The 18,500-nt window shown below is 45.2% G+C and carries 15 protein-coding genes; 6 read left to right on the top strand and 9 right to left on the bottom strand.

Going from position 1 to position 18,500, the window contains the following annotated elements; genetic code table 11:
* The first annotated feature begins 147 nt into the window (after positions 1-147).
* Both I6E38_RS11385 and I6E38_RS11390 read left to right on the top strand, forming a co-directional pair.
* Entirely contained in the window at positions 148-1,266 is a 1,119-nt protein-coding gene (locus I6E38_RS11385) for an McrB family protein (RefSeq protein WP_235394104.1), read from the top strand.
* Positions 1,267-1,395: 129 nt separating this feature from the next.
* Positions 1,396-2,724 (top strand): McrC family protein, encoded by a 1,329-nt coding sequence (locus I6E38_RS11390; RefSeq protein ID WP_235394105.1) that lies wholly within the window; start codon positions 1,396-1,398, stop codon positions 2,722-2,724.
* A 42-nt stretch (positions 2,725-2,766) separates the two neighbouring features.
* Here the strand turns inward: I6E38_RS11390 and I6E38_RS11395 are convergent, their stop codons facing one another.
* Both I6E38_RS11395 and I6E38_RS11400 read right to left on the bottom strand, forming a co-directional pair.
* Entirely contained in the window at positions 2,767-3,288 is a 522-nt protein-coding gene (locus tag I6E38_RS11395; RefSeq protein ID WP_235394106.1) for a methylated-DNA--[protein]-cysteine S-methyltransferase, read from the bottom strand.
* Positions 3,285-3,737 carry a DUF4186 domain-containing protein gene (locus I6E38_RS11400; protein ID WP_235394107.1) on the bottom strand — a complete coding sequence of 151 codons (453 nt, stop codon included), beginning with the start codon at positions 3,735-3,737 and terminating at the stop codon, positions 3,285-3,287. The genes I6E38_RS11395 and I6E38_RS11400 overlap by 4 nt, the downstream gene beginning before the upstream one ends.
* Before the next feature lie 139 nt (positions 3,738-3,876).
* Here I6E38_RS11400 and I6E38_RS11405 point away from each other — a divergent pair, with 139 nt between their 5' ends.
* Both I6E38_RS11405 and I6E38_RS11410 read left to right on the top strand, forming a co-directional pair.
* Entirely contained in the window at positions 3,877-4,791 is a 915-nt protein-coding gene (locus tag I6E38_RS11405) for a helix-turn-helix transcriptional regulator (RefSeq protein WP_235394108.1), read from the top strand.
* Positions 4,791-5,279, top strand: coding sequence for a 3'-5' exonuclease (locus tag I6E38_RS11410; protein WP_235394109.1), 489 nt, complete (start codon positions 4,791-4,793; stop codon positions 5,277-5,279). Before I6E38_RS11405 ends, I6E38_RS11410 begins: the two co-directional genes overlap by 1 nt.
* 242 nt (positions 5,280-5,521) lie before the next feature.
* Here the strand turns inward: I6E38_RS11410 and I6E38_RS11415 are convergent, their stop codons facing one another.
* Positions 5,522-7,039: a DUF4301 family protein gene (locus tag I6E38_RS11415; RefSeq protein WP_235394110.1), complete on the bottom strand. Its 1,518-nt coding sequence runs from the start codon at positions 7,037-7,039 to the stop codon at positions 5,522-5,524.
* A 164-nt stretch (positions 7,040-7,203) separates the two neighbouring features.
* On the opposite strand from I6E38_RS11415, the gene I6E38_RS11420 reads away from it, so the two are divergent.
* Positions 7,204-9,423 (top strand): RelA/SpoT family protein, encoded by a 2,220-nt coding sequence (locus I6E38_RS11420; RefSeq protein ID WP_235394111.1) that lies wholly within the window; start codon positions 7,204-7,206, stop codon positions 9,421-9,423.
* A 115-nt stretch (positions 9,424-9,538) separates the two neighbouring features.
* Here the strand turns inward: I6E38_RS11420 and pdxT are convergent, their stop codons facing one another.
* The 4 genes from pdxT to fabD form a co-directional block, all read right to left on the bottom strand.
* On the bottom strand, positions 9,539-10,123 hold the full coding sequence (gene pdxT, locus I6E38_RS11425) for a pyridoxal 5'-phosphate synthase glutaminase subunit PdxT (protein WP_235394112.1): 585 nt from the start codon (positions 10,121-10,123) through the stop codon (positions 9,539-9,541).
* 8 nt (positions 10,124-10,131) lie between these two features.
* Complete coding sequence (gene pdxS, locus I6E38_RS11430) at positions 10,132-11,007, bottom strand: pyridoxal 5'-phosphate synthase lyase subunit PdxS (RefSeq protein ID WP_235394113.1); 876 nt, start codon at positions 11,005-11,007, stop codon at positions 10,132-10,134.
* 100 nt (positions 11,008-11,107) lie between these two features.
* Complete coding sequence (locus I6E38_RS11435; RefSeq protein WP_235394114.1) at positions 11,108-13,246, bottom strand: alpha-amylase family glycosyl hydrolase; 2,139 nt, start codon at positions 13,244-13,246, stop codon at positions 11,108-11,110.
* Positions 13,247-13,252: 6 nt separating this feature from the next.
* Positions 13,253-14,140, bottom strand: coding sequence for an ACP S-malonyltransferase (gene fabD / locus I6E38_RS11440; RefSeq protein ID WP_235394115.1), 888 nt, complete (start codon positions 14,138-14,140; stop codon positions 13,253-13,255).
* Between the two features lie 216 nt (positions 14,141-14,356).
* On the opposite strand from fabD, the gene I6E38_RS11445 reads away from it, so the two are divergent.
* Positions 14,357-15,286 (top strand): glucosaminidase domain-containing protein, encoded by a 930-nt coding sequence (locus tag I6E38_RS11445; protein WP_235394116.1) that lies wholly within the window; start codon positions 14,357-14,359, stop codon positions 15,284-15,286.
* Between the two features lie 22 nt (positions 15,287-15,308).
* Here the strand turns inward: I6E38_RS11445 and I6E38_RS11450 are convergent, their stop codons facing one another.
* Both I6E38_RS11450 and mtgA read right to left on the bottom strand, forming a co-directional pair.
* Positions 15,309-17,603 (bottom strand): ATP-dependent helicase, encoded by a 2,295-nt coding sequence (locus I6E38_RS11450; protein WP_235394117.1) that lies wholly within the window; start codon positions 17,601-17,603, stop codon positions 15,309-15,311.
* A 79-nt stretch (positions 17,604-17,682) separates the two neighbouring features.
* Complete coding sequence (mtgA, locus tag I6E38_RS11455; RefSeq protein WP_235394118.1) at positions 17,683-18,426, bottom strand: monofunctional biosynthetic peptidoglycan transglycosylase; 744 nt, start codon at positions 18,424-18,426, stop codon at positions 17,683-17,685.
* Positions 18,427-18,500: the final 74 nt, after the last annotated feature.

Genomic DNA, 18,500 nt, shown 5'->3' on the forward strand with positions numbered 1-18,500 from the left:
CCTTGGCGTCTGTGGGTACGAACTTATTCGTGAATTATTCATATTTATAAAATTAATTTTGAACAGTTACTTACATTATTAAAAATCACAGGCACTGACTATGAAGTTATTGAAAATGAACTTGTTGAAGCAAAAACAAGCAATGCCATGATGTATCAAAAATATATTGACTTGCTTAAAGAGAGCAAGAACTTAGTTCTTACTGGTGCTCCTGGTACCGGTAAGACTTTTATGGCACAGGCCATAGCAAGAGAAATGGGATGTAGTAAGGACGAAATGTGCTTTGTGCAGTTTCATCCGTCTTACGACTATACTGATTTTGTAGAAGGTCTGCGACCTATCATGATGTCTGATGGACAGATGGGATTTGAGCGTAAAGATGGACTATTTAAGGAATTTTGCAAAAAAGCTATCAAGAATTTGATTGATTCTGCAAAGAGTATTGAAAATCTCTCTAAAGAATTATCATGGGAAAATAAGTTACAGCAATTTATTGATGATTCTATAGACAACGACACAAAGTTTAAATTATCAAATGGAAGTGAGTTTACGATAGATGAAATCAAGGGGAGAAATATTATAGCTCATAATGACAGTAACCCCAAAACGCCACTTATTCCTATAAACGCTGATGAAATAATAGAGTTGTTGACCAATAATGTTCCATTAAATATAGTGCGTGATATCCGTACCTATTTCAACAGGAAATTTGGTACGCAACCAGATTCTTATGCATTCATTATTACGAAAGCTATTCGTGAAATGAAATATAAGACGCAAGTTATATCTGCAAACAAAATTGAGCGTAAGCCATTTGTCTTTATCATTGATGAAATCAATCGTGGAGAGGCTTCAAAAATATTTGGTGAACTATTCTACGCCATTGACCCTGGTTATAGAGGCAAGAAAGATATTCGAGTAAAGACTCAATATCAGAACCTTGTCCCTGAAACAGATGTGTTTGCTGAAGGATTTTATATTCCTGAAAACGTATTCATTCTTGGTACAATGAATGATATAGACCGTAGTATCGAGAGCATGGACTTTGCTATGCGTCGCAGATTCACATGGAAGGAAATAAAGCCTGAAGACACACAATCTATGCTCGACACACTCGAATGTGCTACTAAGGCAAAGAGTATAATGGCAAGATTGAATAATGAGATATCCAAGATTGAAGGGCTTGGACCTGCCTACCAGGTTGGACCATCATACTTCTTAAAGTTGGGTGATAAGGTGGAAACTTTGAAAAGCTGTGGAATATGAATATCGAACCATTGCTTAGAGAATATATACGTGGTTTCCGCAAATCAGACGAAATCATGGTAAAGTTGAGAAGTGCTTACTTCGATACCAAAGAAAGCAACTCAAAAATTAATGATAACGAATTGGTCGATGAGAATTAACTTAACAGACAACAATATTGGACAGGTGAAAGCTGGGACATTTCTTCGTAAAGATGTCACAGCTTTATTCCCTATTGCCGACAAGACAATAGCTCAATTATGTCATGAAAATGAGAATCTGCTAGTATTTCCCTATAGTATAGAGGATTCTGACGACAAAGTCGGTGAAGCTTCTGTTATGACCATTCTAAATACAAGTGACCCTGAAAAGGTACGTATTACCACAGAAAATGTAATGGGGTTTATCGGTGTAGGAAACCTGCAGATTAAAATTAAATCCCGTTTTGACGAAGGACGCGATGACTATCTCTTACATTACATGCTTCAAAAGGTCTTTTCATTCAATCTCTTTGACCTTAATCACAACAACGAAAAAGAGGATGTATTTGACTTTATCATGTTTATGTTCCCTCACTTGTTAAAGAACGCAATGCGTCAGGGCATATACAGAGAGTATCAGAACTTCAAACATAATGACGCAAAAATAAAAGGTACTATTGACTGGGGACGCCATATTGCCCAAAACATTCCGTTTGCAGGAAATGTGGCATACTCCACTCGTGAATATACCTATGACAATGACATGACAGAGTTAATCCGTCATACAATTGAGTTTATGAAATCAAAGAGATATGGTCAATCCGTATTAGGTTTAGACCAGGAAACTATAGACAATGTAAAATCTATAATTTCACTAACTCCTTCATATAATAAAAATGAGCGTGGTGCAATTATTGGCAAGAATCTTAGACATAAGAGTCATCCTTACTATACGGAATACCAGCCACTGCAATGCCTATGCTTACAAATTCTTAGAATGGAAGAAGTAAAGTACGGAGAAACTGATGAGGAGATTTGCGGTATTCTGTTTGATGGAACCTGGCTTTGGGAAGAGTATCTGAATACCATTCTACAAAAAGAATGTTTCAGACATCCAGAGAACAAGAAACATAAAGGTGGAATCTATTTGTTTGAAGATCATAGTGGAATCCGTTATCCAGATTTCTATAAAGATGATATTGTTCTCGATGCAAAATACAAGAAGTTTGAAAATTATGAAAAAGTTTCAAAAGTAAATCGTGATGACCTTCATCAGTTAATCACATACCTCACTAACTTACAGGCCACGAAAGGAGTTTTTATAGCTCCTTTGTCTGAGATACCGCAGAAAATTCCAAAATCCCGATTGAAGGACTCATCTGCATCACTATATATATTAGGTATTGAAATTTGCCATACATCCACATCTTATGCAGACTTCTGTGAACAGATGAAAGCAAAAGAAGCATTCTTTGTAGATACATTAAGACATTTATAATAGGTCAAGCAACTTTAAAGCAGGAAGAAACAGTTCTTACAATCATTCATTTTTCTCAATCTCCAACAGCATTCTCTTTGCCTCCAGTCCTCCTGCATAACCGGTCAAAGAACGGTTGCTGCCTATGACACGATGGCAAGGGATGAGGATGCTGATGCCGTTGGCTCCTATGGCTCCTGCCACAGCTCTTACAGCATCAGGATAGCCTATGCCTGTAGCTATTTGCTTGTAACTTCGTGTAGCTCCGTGTGGAATATTGAGCAAGGCATTCCACACCTGTAGCTGGAAGTCGGTACCCACGGGATGCAACAGGACGCTGAACACATTGCGATTGCCTGCAAAGTATTCATCAAGTTGTCTTTGGGTTTCACTCAAGACAGGGGATGTCTCTATCTTGAGTTCGGCATTCAAATACCTTGTAAGTCGATGCATGTTGCGTTCAGCACATGGATTATTGGTCCAATCGCAAAGACATAACTCTTCGCCAACAGAAGCCAATACCAGCTCTCCACATGGCGAGTGGTAATATTGAAGATTTATCGTATGTATGTCGTTCTTCTTCATATCTGTCGCTCTATCCAACTCATTATTACAGCTACGGCATATTGCTGTTCGGATATTGTCAATTGTCTGCCTGCGGGAATATGGTGCCATTTGCTGAAGCATCCGCGACAACAACAGCCCGTGGCATGTTGGGCTATGAATACGGGATGACCTCGCATAGGTGTCTGCTTGCCGTCATTGGGAATAACGGCAGGAGCAAGCCTTCGGGCTACAAAGTCCTCAGCATGCTGGCGTATAGTAGCCAAGCCCTTTGAGGCTACGTATTCCTTGTCTTTCGCAGAGAGGCGGAAACGACTGCGGAAGGAGGACTTGGAAAGCCTCGCAAACAAATCTGTAAGGTCGTAATCCCTGCTTGCTGAGGAGCCTTGCTCTTTGCTGTCGTTCGGGGCAGAGATTCTTTGAACTTCATCTTCCTCCTCAAGAAATAAATTCAACTCTACGTATTTCATAGTTTATTATTGTGCTTATATACACGTGTGCAAAGTTAATGTAAAATACAATAAAAACATGCAGGTGTGAACAAAAAAGACACACCGAAGTAATATCTTTGCAGTCGAAACGTTATCTATACAAATATAATATACGAATATGGCACTTAATCAAACCAATAAGCTTGTGTGGATAGTGGAGACCATCTATCAAGCACATAAGATTTCATTCGAGGAACTGAACCGCCGTTGGATGGACAATGTAGATTTGAGCAGAGGTGAGGAGATGCTGAAGCGCACTTTCCACAAGTGGAAGTGGAATATCTTCGACACCTTCGGATTGTCGATAGACTGCGAAAAGACCGCTCCATATAGGTATTACATCGCAAATATGGATGACATGAAGAGTGGAAGTATTGGGAATTGGTTACTCAGTACGCTATCAGTGAGTAATTTTCTACTTGAAAGCAAATCAATCAAGAACAGGATTATCCTTGAAGACGTGCCCAGTGGTAGGGAATATTTGGAGCTAATCATAGATGCGATGAAGAAGAATCGTTTCATTCATATCAACTATTTCAACTACTGGAAAGGTGATACGCGCGACCATTATGTGATGCCGTTATGCGTAAAGCTATTCCGCCAACGCTGGTATTTGGTGGGGCGTAATTGGCCTGCCGGTTATGACCTCATCTTTTGTCTTGACCGCATCCAAGACTTCCGTCTTTCGAGCCACACGTTTGAATATCCTAAAGAGTTCAATCCACAGGAATACTTCAATGGTTGTATAGGTGTAATCCCTGGCGATGGCACCGAAATTGAGAAGGTAAAAATCAAGGTCAGTGCCAGTCAGGCTAACTACCTACGCGACCTTCCTCTGCATGAGTCGCAACAAGAGACTGAGCAAACAGAAGAATACAGTATCTTTGAATTGTATGTCCGCCCGACATTCGACTTCCAACAGGAACTGCTTTGGAATGGTGAAGACCTTGAAGTGCTCGAACCTCTATGGCTCCGTAAGGAGATTGCAGGAAAAGTAATGAGGATGTGGAACAAATATAAGGAGGATAAGTAATGCAGGACTTTGCAGCTATCGATTTTGAAACAGCCAACAACCAACGCTGTTCGGTGTGTTCTGTTGGCTTGGTGATTGTGCGTGGTGGGAAGATAGTGGACAAGTTCTACTCGCTCATCAAACCAGAGCCGGAATATTACAACTACTGGTGTAGCCAGGTGCATGGTCTGTGCGCCGCCGATACAGATGGCGCTCCCATCTTCCCCGAAGTGTGGAAACAGATAGAGCCAAAGATAGCCGGTCTGCCTCTCGTAGCCCACAACAAGGCATTCGACGAGAGTTGCTTGAAAGCGGTCTTCCGCGTCTATCAGATGGACTATCCCGGTTATGAGTTTTACTGTACCTGTGTGGCTTCGCGTCGAATTTGGCCCAAAGGCAGTCATACCCTTGATGTAATCGCAGCCAGATGCGGCTATGAATTGTCAAACCATCATCATGCCCTGGCTGATGCAGAAGCCTGCGCAGCCATCGCGTTAGAAATACTATAATTATGAATGAACTAATATACAATATCAGGTATATCTTTCAGGAGTATCTCTCTAAGCAAAAGGCTTGTTTCTTTCATATTCCTGAATATCAACGTGGTTTTTCTGAGATGTGACATTCTATCCAATAATTATAAGAATAATAAATTGCATAAAAAAACTCGTTGCATATTCCCTACTTCAGGGACATGCAACGAGTTTTTATTTATAAGTTTATTTAGAATCTGCCAGACTCCTTATACCGCTTACTGGTGCTGATCTCTGAGCAAATCATTAACGGTCTTGACGGGGTTGAATGTGCTTATGGGCACTTCTACGAAGATAGTGCTCCAATCGCTCATGGCTCCATTCCACAAGCCAGGCAACTCAAGTGCCTTGAGCTCCTTGCCGTTCTTACTCTTAGAGCTGATGAAGCCAGTATTGTGGTCGACATGCTTGAGGAGGTCGAAGCGATTACCTTTATAGTCCTTGGTAGCACAAACGAGGTCAACGGGATTGAAGTGGGTGCCGTTCTTGAACATGGCTACATACTCAGCATTATTGGTGTCTATCTGGCTCGACTCAAGTATCTGAAGGCTAACTGTTCCGTCAGCATTGTAGCATACGAACGGGCCGCCACCAGGCTCACCCACGTTCTTAACAACTCCACATACGCGCATCGGGCGGTTGAGCTTGTTTTTAAGATAGATTACTAGTTCGGCATCCTCAAGTTCCTTGATGTCGTGCTTGCGACAGTAGAGGTCCTGCTGTACAAAGCGGATTATCTCCTCAATCTGAGCGTGAGTGTAAGAACCCGACTCAAGTATGCGCAAGTATCCGAATGCCTTCTTCTGAGCGTCGACAAGTATGCCTGCCAGCACCTTCTTATACAATACGGTATCGGCCTTGATACGGTCGGGTACTACGTTATCGATATTCTTAATGAACACTACATCTGCATCAATGTCGTTGAGGTTCTCGATGAGGGCGCCATGGCCGCCTGGACGGAACAGCAGAGTACCATCCTCGTTGCGGAACGGAGTATTGTCGGGGTTGGCAGCGATGGTGTCGGTGCTGGGCTTCTGCTCAGAGAAGCTTACATTAAGATGGATGTTATAGAGTTTCTCAAACGACTCAAGTTTCTCAGCAACTTTGCCCTTGAACAGCTCAAGATGCTCGTGCGACACGGTGAAGTGGATGTTGGCCTCACCGTCAGAGCTGGCATAGAGTGCAGCCTCAACGAGGTGTTCCTCCATAGGAGTACGCGGTCCGTCTTCATAGTTGTGGAAGAGCAGCAAGCCCTTAGGCAGCTGTCCGTAGTTAAGGCCCTTGGCTTCGAGCAGATTGGCTACTACGTCCTTATATCGTCCGGCCTCAATCAGCTTGCATACGCTAAGTCCGGTATTCGCCTTGCACTTGGCACACAACTCCTTCTTGAAAGCGAATTTTTTAATATTATCGAAGAAGTGCTTCTCGAAGTCGGTTGTGGGAACGTCGTAATCAGCCGAGAGGAATGCAAAGAGATTCTTGAACATACGGCTTGCGGCACCGCTGGCGGGCACAAACTTCACCACCTTGTGGCCTTCCTCGAGATACTGCTTCCAGTCGGCAACGAACTTTTCGCGCTGAGCGTCGTCGGGAGCCATGATACCCTTGCCGATAGCTGCTGCAGCCTCAATGCGCAAGAAAGGGAATCCTGCCTTTATCTGTTCGAGCTGATGCTCCACTTGCTGTTCTGTAATTCCACGTTGCTGGATCTGGTTTAAATCGTTTGTAGATAACATAATATTTTGACTTTTAGGTTTTGAAAATGTCATGTAAGGTTAGTAAGTGTTGTTCGTGGCGACATCTTACTATGTACAAATGTAAATACTTTTTTGCTAAAAAGGAAATTTTCTACCATTTTTTTGTATCTTTGCCTTGTAATTAACATCAAAAGGGGTAAATTATGGAAGAAAAATTCAAGTTTACGACTGAAGAGTTGGCCGAACTGCAGAGAATAGCCACTCACTTGAAGACCACTATGGTAGACACACTTGAGCCTGACGACGAGAATTATCTTCGTCAGCAACTGGAAAAAGAAATCAGCGACAACAAGATAAAAAGGGATGTATTCGGACTGAACCCTATATTGCTGAGTTTTCAGACTGCCGAGTTGGAGCTGTCCGAAATCGGTATGAAGCGCGAGTGTGTTCTGGCTATACTTCTATACAACAGCATCATCAACGGCATTCTGACTCTGGAGGAGGTTGAAAGAAAGTTCGGTCATAGCGTAGCGCAGATTATTCACGGGCTGGTGCGCATACACGAGCTGTACCAGCGTACGCCTATCATCGAGAGCGAGAACTTCCGCAATCTGCTGCTGTCATTTGCCGAAGACATGCGCGTGATTCTGATTATGATTACCGACCGCGTCAACCTGATGCGACAAATACGCGACACGCCAAATAAGGAGGCGCAAAGCCGCGTGGCTGAGGAGGCAAGCTACCTATACGCTCCACTGGCTCACAAACTGGGTCTGTATAAGCTGAAAAGTGAACTGGAGGACCTGAGTCTGAAATATCTGGAGCATGACGCCTACTATATGATTAAGGACAAGCTGAATGCGACAAAACGTTCGCGCGACGCGTATATTGAGAAATTCATACAGCCTATAGATGAGAAGTTGAAGCAGATGGGTATAAACTGCCACATCAAGGGCCGCACCAAGAGTATACACTCCATCTGGCAGAAAATGAAGAAACAGCAATGTGGTTTTGAGGGCATCTACGATCTCTTTGCCATACGTATCATCATAGATTCGCCTCTAGACCAGGAGAAAATGCTGTGCTGGCAAACATACTCGCTCATAACTGATATGTATCAGCCTAACCCCAAGCGTCTGCGCGACTGGCTGTCGGTACCAAAATCGAACGGCTACGAGAGTCTGCACATTACTGTGCTTGGTCCGGAGAACAAGTGGGTGGAGGTGCAAATCAGGACAGAACGCATGGACGAGATTGCCGAGCGTGGATTGGCTGCCCACTGGCGTTACAAGGGCATCAAGGGCGAATCGGGACTGGACGAATGGTTGGGCAACATACGTTCGGCACTCGAAAGCAACGACAATCTGCAGTTGATGGACCAGTTCAAGATGGACCTGTATGAGGACGAGGTGTTTGTGTTCACTCCGAAGGGCGACTTGATAAAATTTCCCAAGGGTGCAACTATTCTCGACTTTGCCTACCGTATCCACTCGGGCGTAGGCAACAAGTGTGTGGGCGGCAGAATCAATGGACGAAATGTGCCGATACGCGAACAGCTACACTCGGGCGACACCGTAGAGATTCAGACGCAAAACAACCAGTCGCCTAAACAAGACTGGCTCAATATTGTACAGACAGGTAAGGCCAAAGCCAAGATAAGACAGGCGATAAAAGAACTGCAGGTAAAGAACGGGCTATATGCCAAGGAGATACTGGAGCGCAAGTTCAAAAACCGCAAGATAGAGATGGAAGATGCCTTGATGTCACATCTGATAAAGAAGATGGGATTCAAGGAGATGTCTGACTTCTACCGCCAGCTTGTTGACGAGAAAATAGATGCCAACGACGTTATTGACCAGTATGTGGAATACCGCGACCATGAGGCAGGGTTGAAAACATCGGGCGTAGTGCGCTCTGCAGACGAATACAATTTCGACAGCCAGCAGGACTTGCAGATGAAGCGTCTTGCGGGCAACGACGACGAGCTGGTTATCGACCAGAACCTTAAGGGATTGGACTACTCGCTTGCCAAGTGCTGCCGACCTATTTATGGCGACCCGATATTCGGATTTGTAACGGTGAACGGCGGAATAAAGATTCACAGCAAGGGGTGTCCTAATGCGCCTGAACTACGCAAACGTTTCGGCTATCGTATAGTCAAGGCTCGTTGGAGCGGTAAGGGTGCGTCGCAGTATAATATCACGCTTCGTATTGTCGGCAACGACGACTTGGGCATTGTCAACAACATTACAAGCATCATATCAAAGGAAGAGAAAATTGTGATGAAGTCGATAAATATCGACAGCCACGACGGACTATTCAGCGGCAACCTTGACGTTCTTGTAGAAGATACTGGCAAATTAGAATCGCTACTGAAGAAACTACGCACAGTAAGAGGCGTGAAGTCGGTAGTGAGATTATAATAAAGTTGAGAATTGAGAGTTGAGAGTTATGATTACTTTGATAAACATATAAATAAAAATGTTATCATAAAAACATATCATAACTTTCAATTCTCAACTCTCAACTTTTTTAATTCTACATATCAGACTTCGACTGTCTGATCATGTCAATGAAGTATTCATGTATACGTGTGTCGTCATTCAGCTCGGGGTGAAACGCTGTAACGAGTTGTGCGCCCTGACGGGCGGCTACAATATGTCCACCAACAGTGGCAAGTGTCTTGGCATCTGCCGACACACCGTTGATGTAAGGCGCGCGAATGAACGTCATTGGCACATCGTCGCCAACTCCCTCAAAATGGGCCTCGGTATAAAAACTGCCGAGCTGACGGCCATAGGCATTACGGCGCACGTCAATGTCCATTGTCGAGAGACGGTTGGCAGGCTCGCCATCCTGTGTCTTGGCAAGCATGATAAGTCCGGCACAAGTTCCAAAGACGGGCAATCCGCTCTTGATGGCTTCAGCCACTGGAGCGTAGAGTCCGAGGTCGCGCAAGAGTTTTATCTGTACTGTACTCTCGCCACCAGGAATAATGAGTCCGTCCTTAGGCTGCTCCCAATCGCGCAGCTGGCGCACTTCGAATGTCTCAACGCCAAGGCGCGCGAGCATTTTCTCATGCTCGATAAACGCGCCCTGAAGAGCTAAAATGGCTACTCTCATAATACTTATTATTTGCCTCTTTCAGCCATGAGAACCTGAATCTCCTGCTCGTTAATGCCTACCATGGCCTCGCCCAAGTCCTCAGAGAGTTCAGCAAGCTTCTTTGCGTCATTGAAATTGGTAACAGCCTGAACGATAGCCTTAGCACGCTTTGCAGGGTCACCACTCTTGAAGATACCAGAACCTACGAATACACCCTCAGCACCAAGCTGCATCATGAGCGCTGCATCGGCAGGAGTAGCAACGCCACCAGCTGCGAAGTTAACTACTGGCAACTTGCCGTTCTCGTGTACATACTTAACGAGATCGTAAGGAACCTGCAACTGCTTTGCTGCCTCGTAAAGCTCGTCCTCAGACATTGAGACGAGACGACGAATCTCGCTCTGCATCATGCGCATGTGACGCACAGCCTGAACGATGTCGCCAGTGCCCGGCTCGCCCTTTGTACGAATCATTGTAGCACCCTCAGCAATACGGCGCAAAGCCTCGCCAAGATTTCTTGCACCACATACGAAAGGTACATCAAACTTGTTCTTGTCGATGTGGTAAACATCATCGGCCGGTGAGAGCACCTCGCTCTCGTCAATATAGTCAATCTCAATGGCCTGCAGAATCTGTGCCTCAGCAAAATGACCGATACGGCACTTTGCCATTACCGGGATTGAGACAGCTTCCTGAATGCCCTTGATCATCTTGGGGTCACTCATGCGTGAAACACCACCAGCAGCGCGGATATCTGCGGGAATACGCTCCAATGCCATAACGGCACATGCTCCAGCTTCCTGTGCAATACGAGCCTGCTCGGGAGTTGTAACGTCCATAATTACACCGCCCTTAAGCATCTGAGCAAGGTTGCGGTTTAGTGTTTGTCTGTTTTCTGTCATGATTTAAATTTTATTGTTAATAAAAGATCTTCCTTATGGTAATTGCTTTTACTATGATATATTACTTAAATATTTATCTCTCTTGGTTGTCGCAATTGTACTACTGCACAATCTTGAATCTTACACGGAAGGCTTTCGTCATCTCGTCCCAGTTGGTGCCCAACAATACGAACTTGCCAATCTGAGCCGTAGAGCGAACATGCTTGCCTATACACGGACAAACATCGTAGTTACCGATACGAACCAGTCGGATCTTCTCTGAAGCATCTTCAGGCAAGCGGTCAATCTGCACGTCAGCCGGGATATGGTCGCGGTCGACTACCTCGTAGGTTACGGGGAGATCTTCGGCAAGAAGCTCATTCATTCGGTCCTCAATCATCTTCTCCTCCTTGCGTGAGGGCTTATGGTCGAGAATGAATGTCATCTTGCTCTTCTTGCGCTCGATATGGGCGTTAGACGAACGTTCGCATCCGAACAGTCTTACCATAGTCTGATTGAGCAGATGCTCGGCTGTATGAGCCGGAGGGAATTCCTCCTTGTTGTGCTCGTTGAATATTGGTTCTTTGTCCATAACCAGATTGAATTTGAATATTCTGCAGTTGTGTGCCTCTACCCCAACGTCGATGTAGTTCTGAGTCTCAAGCTGAGCCTTAAGCGGAGCGCCTCCAAGCATATCGTCGGCAGTCATATCGGCATGCGGGATATTAAGGAAGTCGAAAGCATGTGCCGGGATATTGACCCTACACTCCATACGTTCATCGGCAAAGTTTGCCACAACGAACAGCATCTCATTACCTACCTTACGCATGAATGCATACTGACGCTGTGCCAGATGCTCGTTGACATACATGAGGTCGAAGAAATCGCCCTCGCCTACTGCCTTTTCTGTTGCGGCTATGTTGAGTACTTTATCGTAGAGCGAAGCCAAAGCTTTCTCGTCGTCTGTGAGCGAATGGCTGACGTGTGCACGATAGAGCGAAGGAACAGTCCAATAGTCAAATATCGTTGTGCGTCCGTCGCGTCCGCTGAATCCTTCTTGATCCATTCCACGCTCGCCATACTCCTGTCCGGCGTATACCATGAACGGATTGCTACGCATCAAGGCGTTGACCACAAGTGCCGGATAGGCTCTGAATGGGTCACCTGCAAAAAAGTCACTCGCAATGCGCTGCTCATCGTGGTTTTCGAGGAAGTAGAGCATGTGATTGCTTATGCCGTCCACCCATTGCCATGCAGTAGTAATCTGCGATGTTGGGCAATTGTCGCATACTACAGAACGCATTGTGTCGTACATTCCTACCTTATCATATAGGTAGTCCATGCCAGCATCAACATAGCGGTTGTAATCGAGCGGATTATATACCTCGGCCACGAAGATTATCTCAGGATAAGCCTTCTTAACCTTGGCTATAGCCCAGTGCCAGAATGCGGGAGGCACCATCTCAGCCATATCGCAACGGAATCCGTCAACACCCTTGGCTGCCCAATACATCAATATATCGGTCATCTTGCCCCATGTGTCGGGCATTGGTGCGAAGTGCTCAGAACGTCCACCAGCATCGAGATAGTCAACACCATAGTTGAGTTTGACAGTCTCATACCAATCGTTCACACAGGGCGAAGCATCGAAATGGTCATTTCCTGTAGCCTTAGCAGGGAACTCGCAATACGGTTCTGCCTCACCTGCGTAGGTATCAATATGTGGCTGGAATGGAGTGCCTGGACAATAGTAGAAATTATTGGCAGCAGAAAAACCCATCGACGTGTCATCGTCCTCACCAAGGTCGTGGACACCTTCGGGCTTTGCCGTAGAGTGGTATTGACGAGCCACGTGGTTTGGCACAAAATCGATTATTACCTTCAATCCGGCACGATGGCTTCGGTCAAGTAGCTGCTCAAACTCCTGCATACGATTATTTACATCGTCAGCCAAGTCTGGGTCAATGTCATAATAATCGACAATTGCATAGGGGGATCCTGCCTTGCCTTTGACAATTGCAGGATGCTGACTTGGAATGTCATATTGGGTATAATCGGTTGTGGTAGCATGGCGTATTACGCCTGTGTACCACACGTGTGAGTAGCCCTTGGCACGCAAGCCATGCAGCAGTTCATCGGTAAAGAAGCTCATCTTGCCCGATCCGTTTTCGGCAATCGAGCCTCCGGGCTTGCACCCATTGGAGCGATTGCCGAAAAGGCGGGTGAATATCTGATAGATTATTATCTTCTGTCGTCCCATAAGTATTTAGGCGATACCGTGAGCGCTGACATTCTTGTCGATACGTCCAATCATACCCTGCAGAGCCTTGCCCGGTCCGCACTCTGTAAAGTCGTCGGCACCGTCCTTAATCATATTCTGCACACTTGCTGTCCAACGAACGCTGCTTGTAAGCTGTGCTATAAGGTTAGCCTTGATTTCTGCGGGGGCAGTATGAGGCATACCGTCTACATTCTGGTAGACCGGACACTTAGGAGTCTTAACTTCAACAGCCTTGATAGCCTCCTCAAGTTCCTCCTTGGCAGGCTGCATAAGGGGCGAGTGGAATGCTCCGCCCACCTTGAGAGGAAGGGCACGCTTGGCACCAGCAGCCTTAAGCTTCTCGCAAGCAGCATTGATAGCGTCGATGTTTCCACTAATTACGAGCTGACCCGGGCAGTTGTAGTTAGCAGCTACGACGATGTTGCCGTCAGTGCTCGATTCCTTGCAAATTTCTTCAATCTTCTCGTCGGGCAGACCAATTACAGCAGCCATAGTACCAGGAGCAGCCTCGCATGCTTTCTGCATAGCCATAGCACGGGCAGCAACGAGCTTTACACCATCCTCAAATGAGAGTGCGCCTGCAGCAACAAGTGCAGAGAACTCGCCCAAAGAGTGGCCTGCCACCATTGCAGGAGCGAAGTCGTCGCCAAGACAGATGGCCGAAATAACACTATGCAGAAATACTGCAGGCTGTGTCACCTTGGTCTGCTTCAACTCGTCGTCAGTACCGGCAAACATGATGTCTGTAATACGGAATCCGAGGATTTCGTTGGCCTTCTCGAAGAGCTCTTTAGCTGTCTCATTGTTGTCGTAGAGGTCTTTACCCATACCTACGAACTGCGATCCCTGTCCGGGGAAAACAAATGCTTTCATATTCTTATATTATTATTCTATATTTATTATTTGTATCTTTCTTTAATTACTGCATTGCCTATAGGCAACGCAACAACACAAATGCAAAGGTACAAAAATTTATGTCAAAACCTAAAACTCTTTGATGTTTTATTACTGAAAAGCAGTAACTTTGCAATTACATCGTAAAATAATTGCGTAAAGTACAAAACCAAGCAAATAACAACCAAAAATCACATGAATATTCTTAAGAGAACGGCTTATATACTCGTAATGTGCTTCATTTTCGGCTCTCCAACAGCCATGGCACAAATGAAATGGAACTCGGCTTACAAAGCATATGTCGACCAATACAAGGACTTGGCTATCGAACAGATGCTGCGCTATAACATTCCTGCCAGTATCACTCTTGCACAAGGACTGCTTGAAAGCGCAGCAGGACGTAGTGACTTGACGCGCGCAGGCAACAATCACTTCGGCATCAAGTGCCACGGATGGACTGGACGACGTGTCTATCACGACGACGATGCACGCGGTGAATGCTTCCGTGCCTACGACAATGCACGACAGAGCTATGAGGACCATAGCCGTTTTCTGGCAAAACAGTCGCGTTATGCCAGACTTTTTGACCACAAGCGTACCGACTATCGCTCGTGGGCACATGGACTGAAGGCGTGCGGATATGCAACAAACCCTCAGTATGCAACAAAGCTTATACAGATAATTGAGCTGTACAATCTCAACCAATATGACCGTGCCACTTCTTTCGACCGCTTTATGGCGCGCCACGCATCAATCGACAAGCCTGCACCTGACGGTTCTATACATGTAATAAAATTTTACAACAAGAACTATTATGTCATGGCAAAGACAGGCGACACTTTCGCTGAACTGTCTCGTGAGATGGGCATTTCAGCACGCAAATTGGCTCGTTATAACGAACGTGGCAAAAAAGACGTGCTCGCAAATGGTGACGTCATTTATCTAAAGAAGAAACAAAAACGTGCCGAGAAGCAGTTCCGCCGTACACCACACATCGTAAGAGCAGGCGAAAGCATGTACTCTATAGCTCAATTGTACGGCATCAGACTGAAGAGTCTGTACAAGATGAACCATCTGCAACCTGACTACGAGATTCAGGTGGGCGACCGTCTGAGGGTACGCTAATAAAAATGTGGTAAGGTAAATTCTACCCTACCACATTAAATCTTGCAAACTTAAGCAATAATGTCTTCACTCCAGCGTTGTCAAATTCAACTGTTGCCTTCTCATTTTCACCACTTCCCTCAACACTAACCACGCGTCCTAACCCGAAACGTTGATGTTCGATTCGAGCGCCAATTGAGATAGTTTGTTTTGGTGATATTTCCGAAGGCCTTGCAGTTTCTATACCCCTCGTAAGTGCCGAATTTTTCTGAGCACTCAACCTACGGAATCTTGCCAAATCCGGTATTGGATTTGGCGAGCTACCAATATTCCTCTCCTCAAATTTGCTACGGTCTGATGCGAGTCGTCCATTCACTTTCATCCATTGCGGATCTATCTCACGCAAGAAACGGCTCGGCTCATTAAACAACATATTGCCATATTGATAACGACTCTTGGCACAAGACAGCAGACATCGCTTCTCAGCACGTGTAATGGCCACATAAAACAAACGACGTTCTTCTTCCAGCTCGCGCGGGAATTCACAAGCTCTCGGGCTGGGAAACAAATTTTCCTCAACACCAACCACAAAGACAGTGTCAAATTCAAGTCCCTTAGAGGCATGAATGGTCATAAGCGACACCATAGCACGCTCATCTTTATCCGTATCGCGGTCGGCATCAGTTATAAGAGCCACCTCCTGCAAGAAGCGGTCAATATAAACCTCATCGGCATGGTCTTCCTCACGCTTGCTATCGACAAAGTCACGGAGTCCGGAGATGAATTCCTCCACATTCTCACGTCTGTCCTGAGCATCATCATCGCCACCCGAAAATATTTCAGCAGCAAGTCCTGTCTGTTCTATTATAAGTCGTCCAAGAGCATAAGCATCAGTCTGTTTGTTTTGGTCGATATAGGTCTGAATCATGTCGTGAAACGCCACTATACGGCGAGCTGCAGCTGCACTTACTTCTGGCGCGAAAGTAGTAGGACTTGAAACTACAGTCCACAGACCCTTGTCGTAGCGGCGTGCTGCAGCTATAAGTTTGTCCACCGACGTAGCCCCAATGCCACGTTTGGGATAGTTGATTATACGCTTTAATGCTTCCTCATCATTAGGATTGGCAACAAGTCGGAAATAAGCAATTATGTCCTTTATCTCCTTGCGCTGGTAGAAACTCATACCGCCATAAATACGATAAGGCGTTCCCTGCCTGCGCAATTCGTCCTCAAAGATACGGCTTTGGGCATTGGTGCGATACAGAATGGCAAATCCTCCATAAGGCACATGTTCACGATTGTGCAATCGGCGAATCTCGTTTGCCACAATAGCAGCCTCCTCCTTATCGCTATAGGCTATATTAAGCGTAATCTTGTCGCCCTCAGGATTCTCGCTAAATACGGTCTTTTCTATCTGTCTGCGATTGTGGTGAATAAGACAATTGGCTGCTCCTACAATATTCTGCGTGCTACGATAATTCTGCTCAAGCTTAAAAAGTCGTGAATCTTTATACAGACGTTGAAAGTTCAGAATATTGTCGATATTGGCTCCACGGAAAGCATAAATACTCTGTGCATCATCTCCCACCACACAAATCCGGCTATTCTCACGTGTTAGAAGAGTGACAATACACTGCTGAGCATAGTTGGTGTCCTGATACTCATCAACAAGAATATAAACAAACCTCTCAGCATACTTGCAACACACTTCGGGGTGATTGCGGAAAAGAATGTAAGTGAAGAGAAGCATGTCGTCAAAGTCGACAGCATTGGCCATCAAGCATCGTTGGGCGTAGATACGATATATGTCGCCTATCCGTGGCATCTTAGAACGCAAATCACGTTCGTGCAACTGTGGATCTGACATGTAAGCATCAGGTGTGATAAGATTGTTTTTGGCCATTCCTATACGAGAAAGTACAGCCGAAGGTTTGTACACCTTATCGTCAAGTTGCATTTCCTTAATTATAGAACCAACAAGAGCACGCGAATCGGAATCGTCATAAATAGTAAAGTTTGACCTCAGCCCTATCGCCTCAGCCTCAACGCGCAGTATGCGCAAGAATATGGAATGAAATGTTCCCATATTCAAATAACGAGCCTGATCCGGACCGACCAACTGAGCTATACGGTCTTTCATCTCACGCGCAGCCTTATTTGTAAAGGTCAAAGCGAGAATATTCCACGGATTCATGCCACGACTCAACAGATAAGCAATCTTGTAGGTAAGGACACGCGTCTTGCCCGATCCGGCACCAGCAATGACAAGTTGAGCTCCGTCAATGTATTCAACGGCAGCACGTTGGTTGGGGTTGAGCGACGAAAGAAGATTTTCCACTTGCTTGATTATGTTATTAATTGAATATCGTAAAGTTATCTAATACGGTTCGTAAAGTTATCAAAAAAGTGTCAAGAAGTTATCGACGACGATGATAAACCCCACCGGATGTTGTAGTAGGGTCGTAATCCTCACCTTCGCGCGGGAATGATGGAATAAACTTCATTTGATATTCAATACTACCGCGACGAGCTCGCATATAGGCACTTGGATTGCTACTGTCAAACTTGCGTGGATTGGGCAGTGTTGCAGCAATAAGAGCGCACTCCGAACGAGTTAGTTCGGATGCCGTCTTACCAAAATGATATTTTGCCACAGCTTCAGCTCCGTATATACCATCACCCATCTCTATTGAGTTCAGATATACTTCCATGATACGCTGCTTGCTCCAAAGCATCTCTATAAGCGCAGTAAAATAAACCTCAAAACCCTTACGCGTCCAGCTACGACCAGGCCATAGAAAAACATTCTTAGCCGTTTGTTGGGATATGGTGCTGGCTCCGAGTTTGCGTCCTGCACCACGAGCATTACGCTTGGCAGCCTTCTGAATTGCACCGAAGTCGAATCCGTGATGAATAAGGAAGCGTTGGTCTTCGCTCGCCATTACGGCTACAGGAAGATGACGTGAAATTTCATCAAGTGACTTCCAGCTATGATGCATAGTTATCGACTTGCCCTCGCCTACTTGCTGAACACAACGTATTACCATCAACGGCGTAATATATACCGGTACAAAACGATAGGCTACAACTGCAAGAATAGTAGACCCGAAGAAAAGGGCTGCAGCCCAACGTATAATCTTTGATATAATACCAAATTTCATATACCTAAATTCCGCAGCATTTTAGTTTAACTTATTTTATAAGTACCTGAGCAACAAAAAGTTGCTCAGGATTT

The organism is Leyella stercorea (genome assembly GCF_021531355.1).
In the GTDB taxonomy this organism is placed as follows: Bacteria; Bacteroidota; Bacteroidia; order Bacteroidales; family Bacteroidaceae; genus Prevotella.

What these genes read in the sequence shown, in the direction of transcription:
- I6E38_RS11435 (WP_235394114.1), bottom strand. Translation starts at nt 13,246, where the DNA reads ATGGGACGACAGAAGATAATAATCTATCAGATATTCACCCGCCTTTTC.
- I6E38_RS11420 (WP_235394111.1), top strand. Translation starts at nt 7,204, where the DNA reads ATGGAAGAAAAATTCAAGTTTACGACTGAAGAGTTGGCCGAACTGCAG.
- mtgA (WP_235394118.1), bottom strand. Translation starts at nt 18,426, where the DNA reads ATGAAATTTGGTATTATATCAAAGATTATACGTTGGGCTGCAGCCCTT.
- I6E38_RS11400 (WP_235394107.1), bottom strand. Translation starts at nt 3,737, where the DNA reads ATGAAATACGTAGAGTTGAATTTATTTCTTGAGGAGGAAGATGAAGTT.
- fabD (WP_235394115.1), bottom strand. Translation starts at nt 14,140, where the DNA reads ATGAAAGCATTTGTTTTCCCCGGACAGGGATCGCAGTTCGTAGGTATG.
- I6E38_RS11415 (WP_235394110.1), bottom strand. Translation starts at nt 7,039, where the DNA reads ATGTTATCTACAAACGATTTAAACCAGATCCAGCAACGTGGAATTACA.
- I6E38_RS11385 (WP_235394104.1), top strand. Translation starts at nt 148, where the DNA reads ATGATGTATCAAAAATATATTGACTTGCTTAAAGAGAGCAAGAACTTA.
- I6E38_RS11445 (WP_235394116.1), top strand. Translation starts at nt 14,357, where the DNA reads ATGAATATTCTTAAGAGAACGGCTTATATACTCGTAATGTGCTTCATT.
- I6E38_RS11405 (WP_235394108.1), top strand. Translation starts at nt 3,877, where the DNA reads ATGGCACTTAATCAAACCAATAAGCTTGTGTGGATAGTGGAGACCATC.
- I6E38_RS11395 (WP_235394106.1), bottom strand. Translation starts at nt 3,288, where the DNA reads ATGAAGAAGAACGACATACATACGATAAATCTTCAATATTACCACTCG.
- pdxT (WP_235394112.1), bottom strand. Translation starts at nt 10,123, where the DNA reads ATGAGAGTAGCCATTTTAGCTCTTCAGGGCGCGTTTATCGAGCATGAG.
- I6E38_RS11410 (WP_235394109.1), top strand. Translation starts at nt 4,791, where the DNA reads ATGCAGGACTTTGCAGCTATCGATTTTGAAACAGCCAACAACCAACGC.
- I6E38_RS11390 (WP_235394105.1), top strand. Translation starts at nt 1,396, where the DNA reads ATGAGAATTAACTTAACAGACAACAATATTGGACAGGTGAAAGCTGGG.
- pdxS (WP_235394113.1), bottom strand. Translation starts at nt 11,007, where the DNA reads ATGACAGAAAACAGACAAACACTAAACCGCAACCTTGCTCAGATGCTT.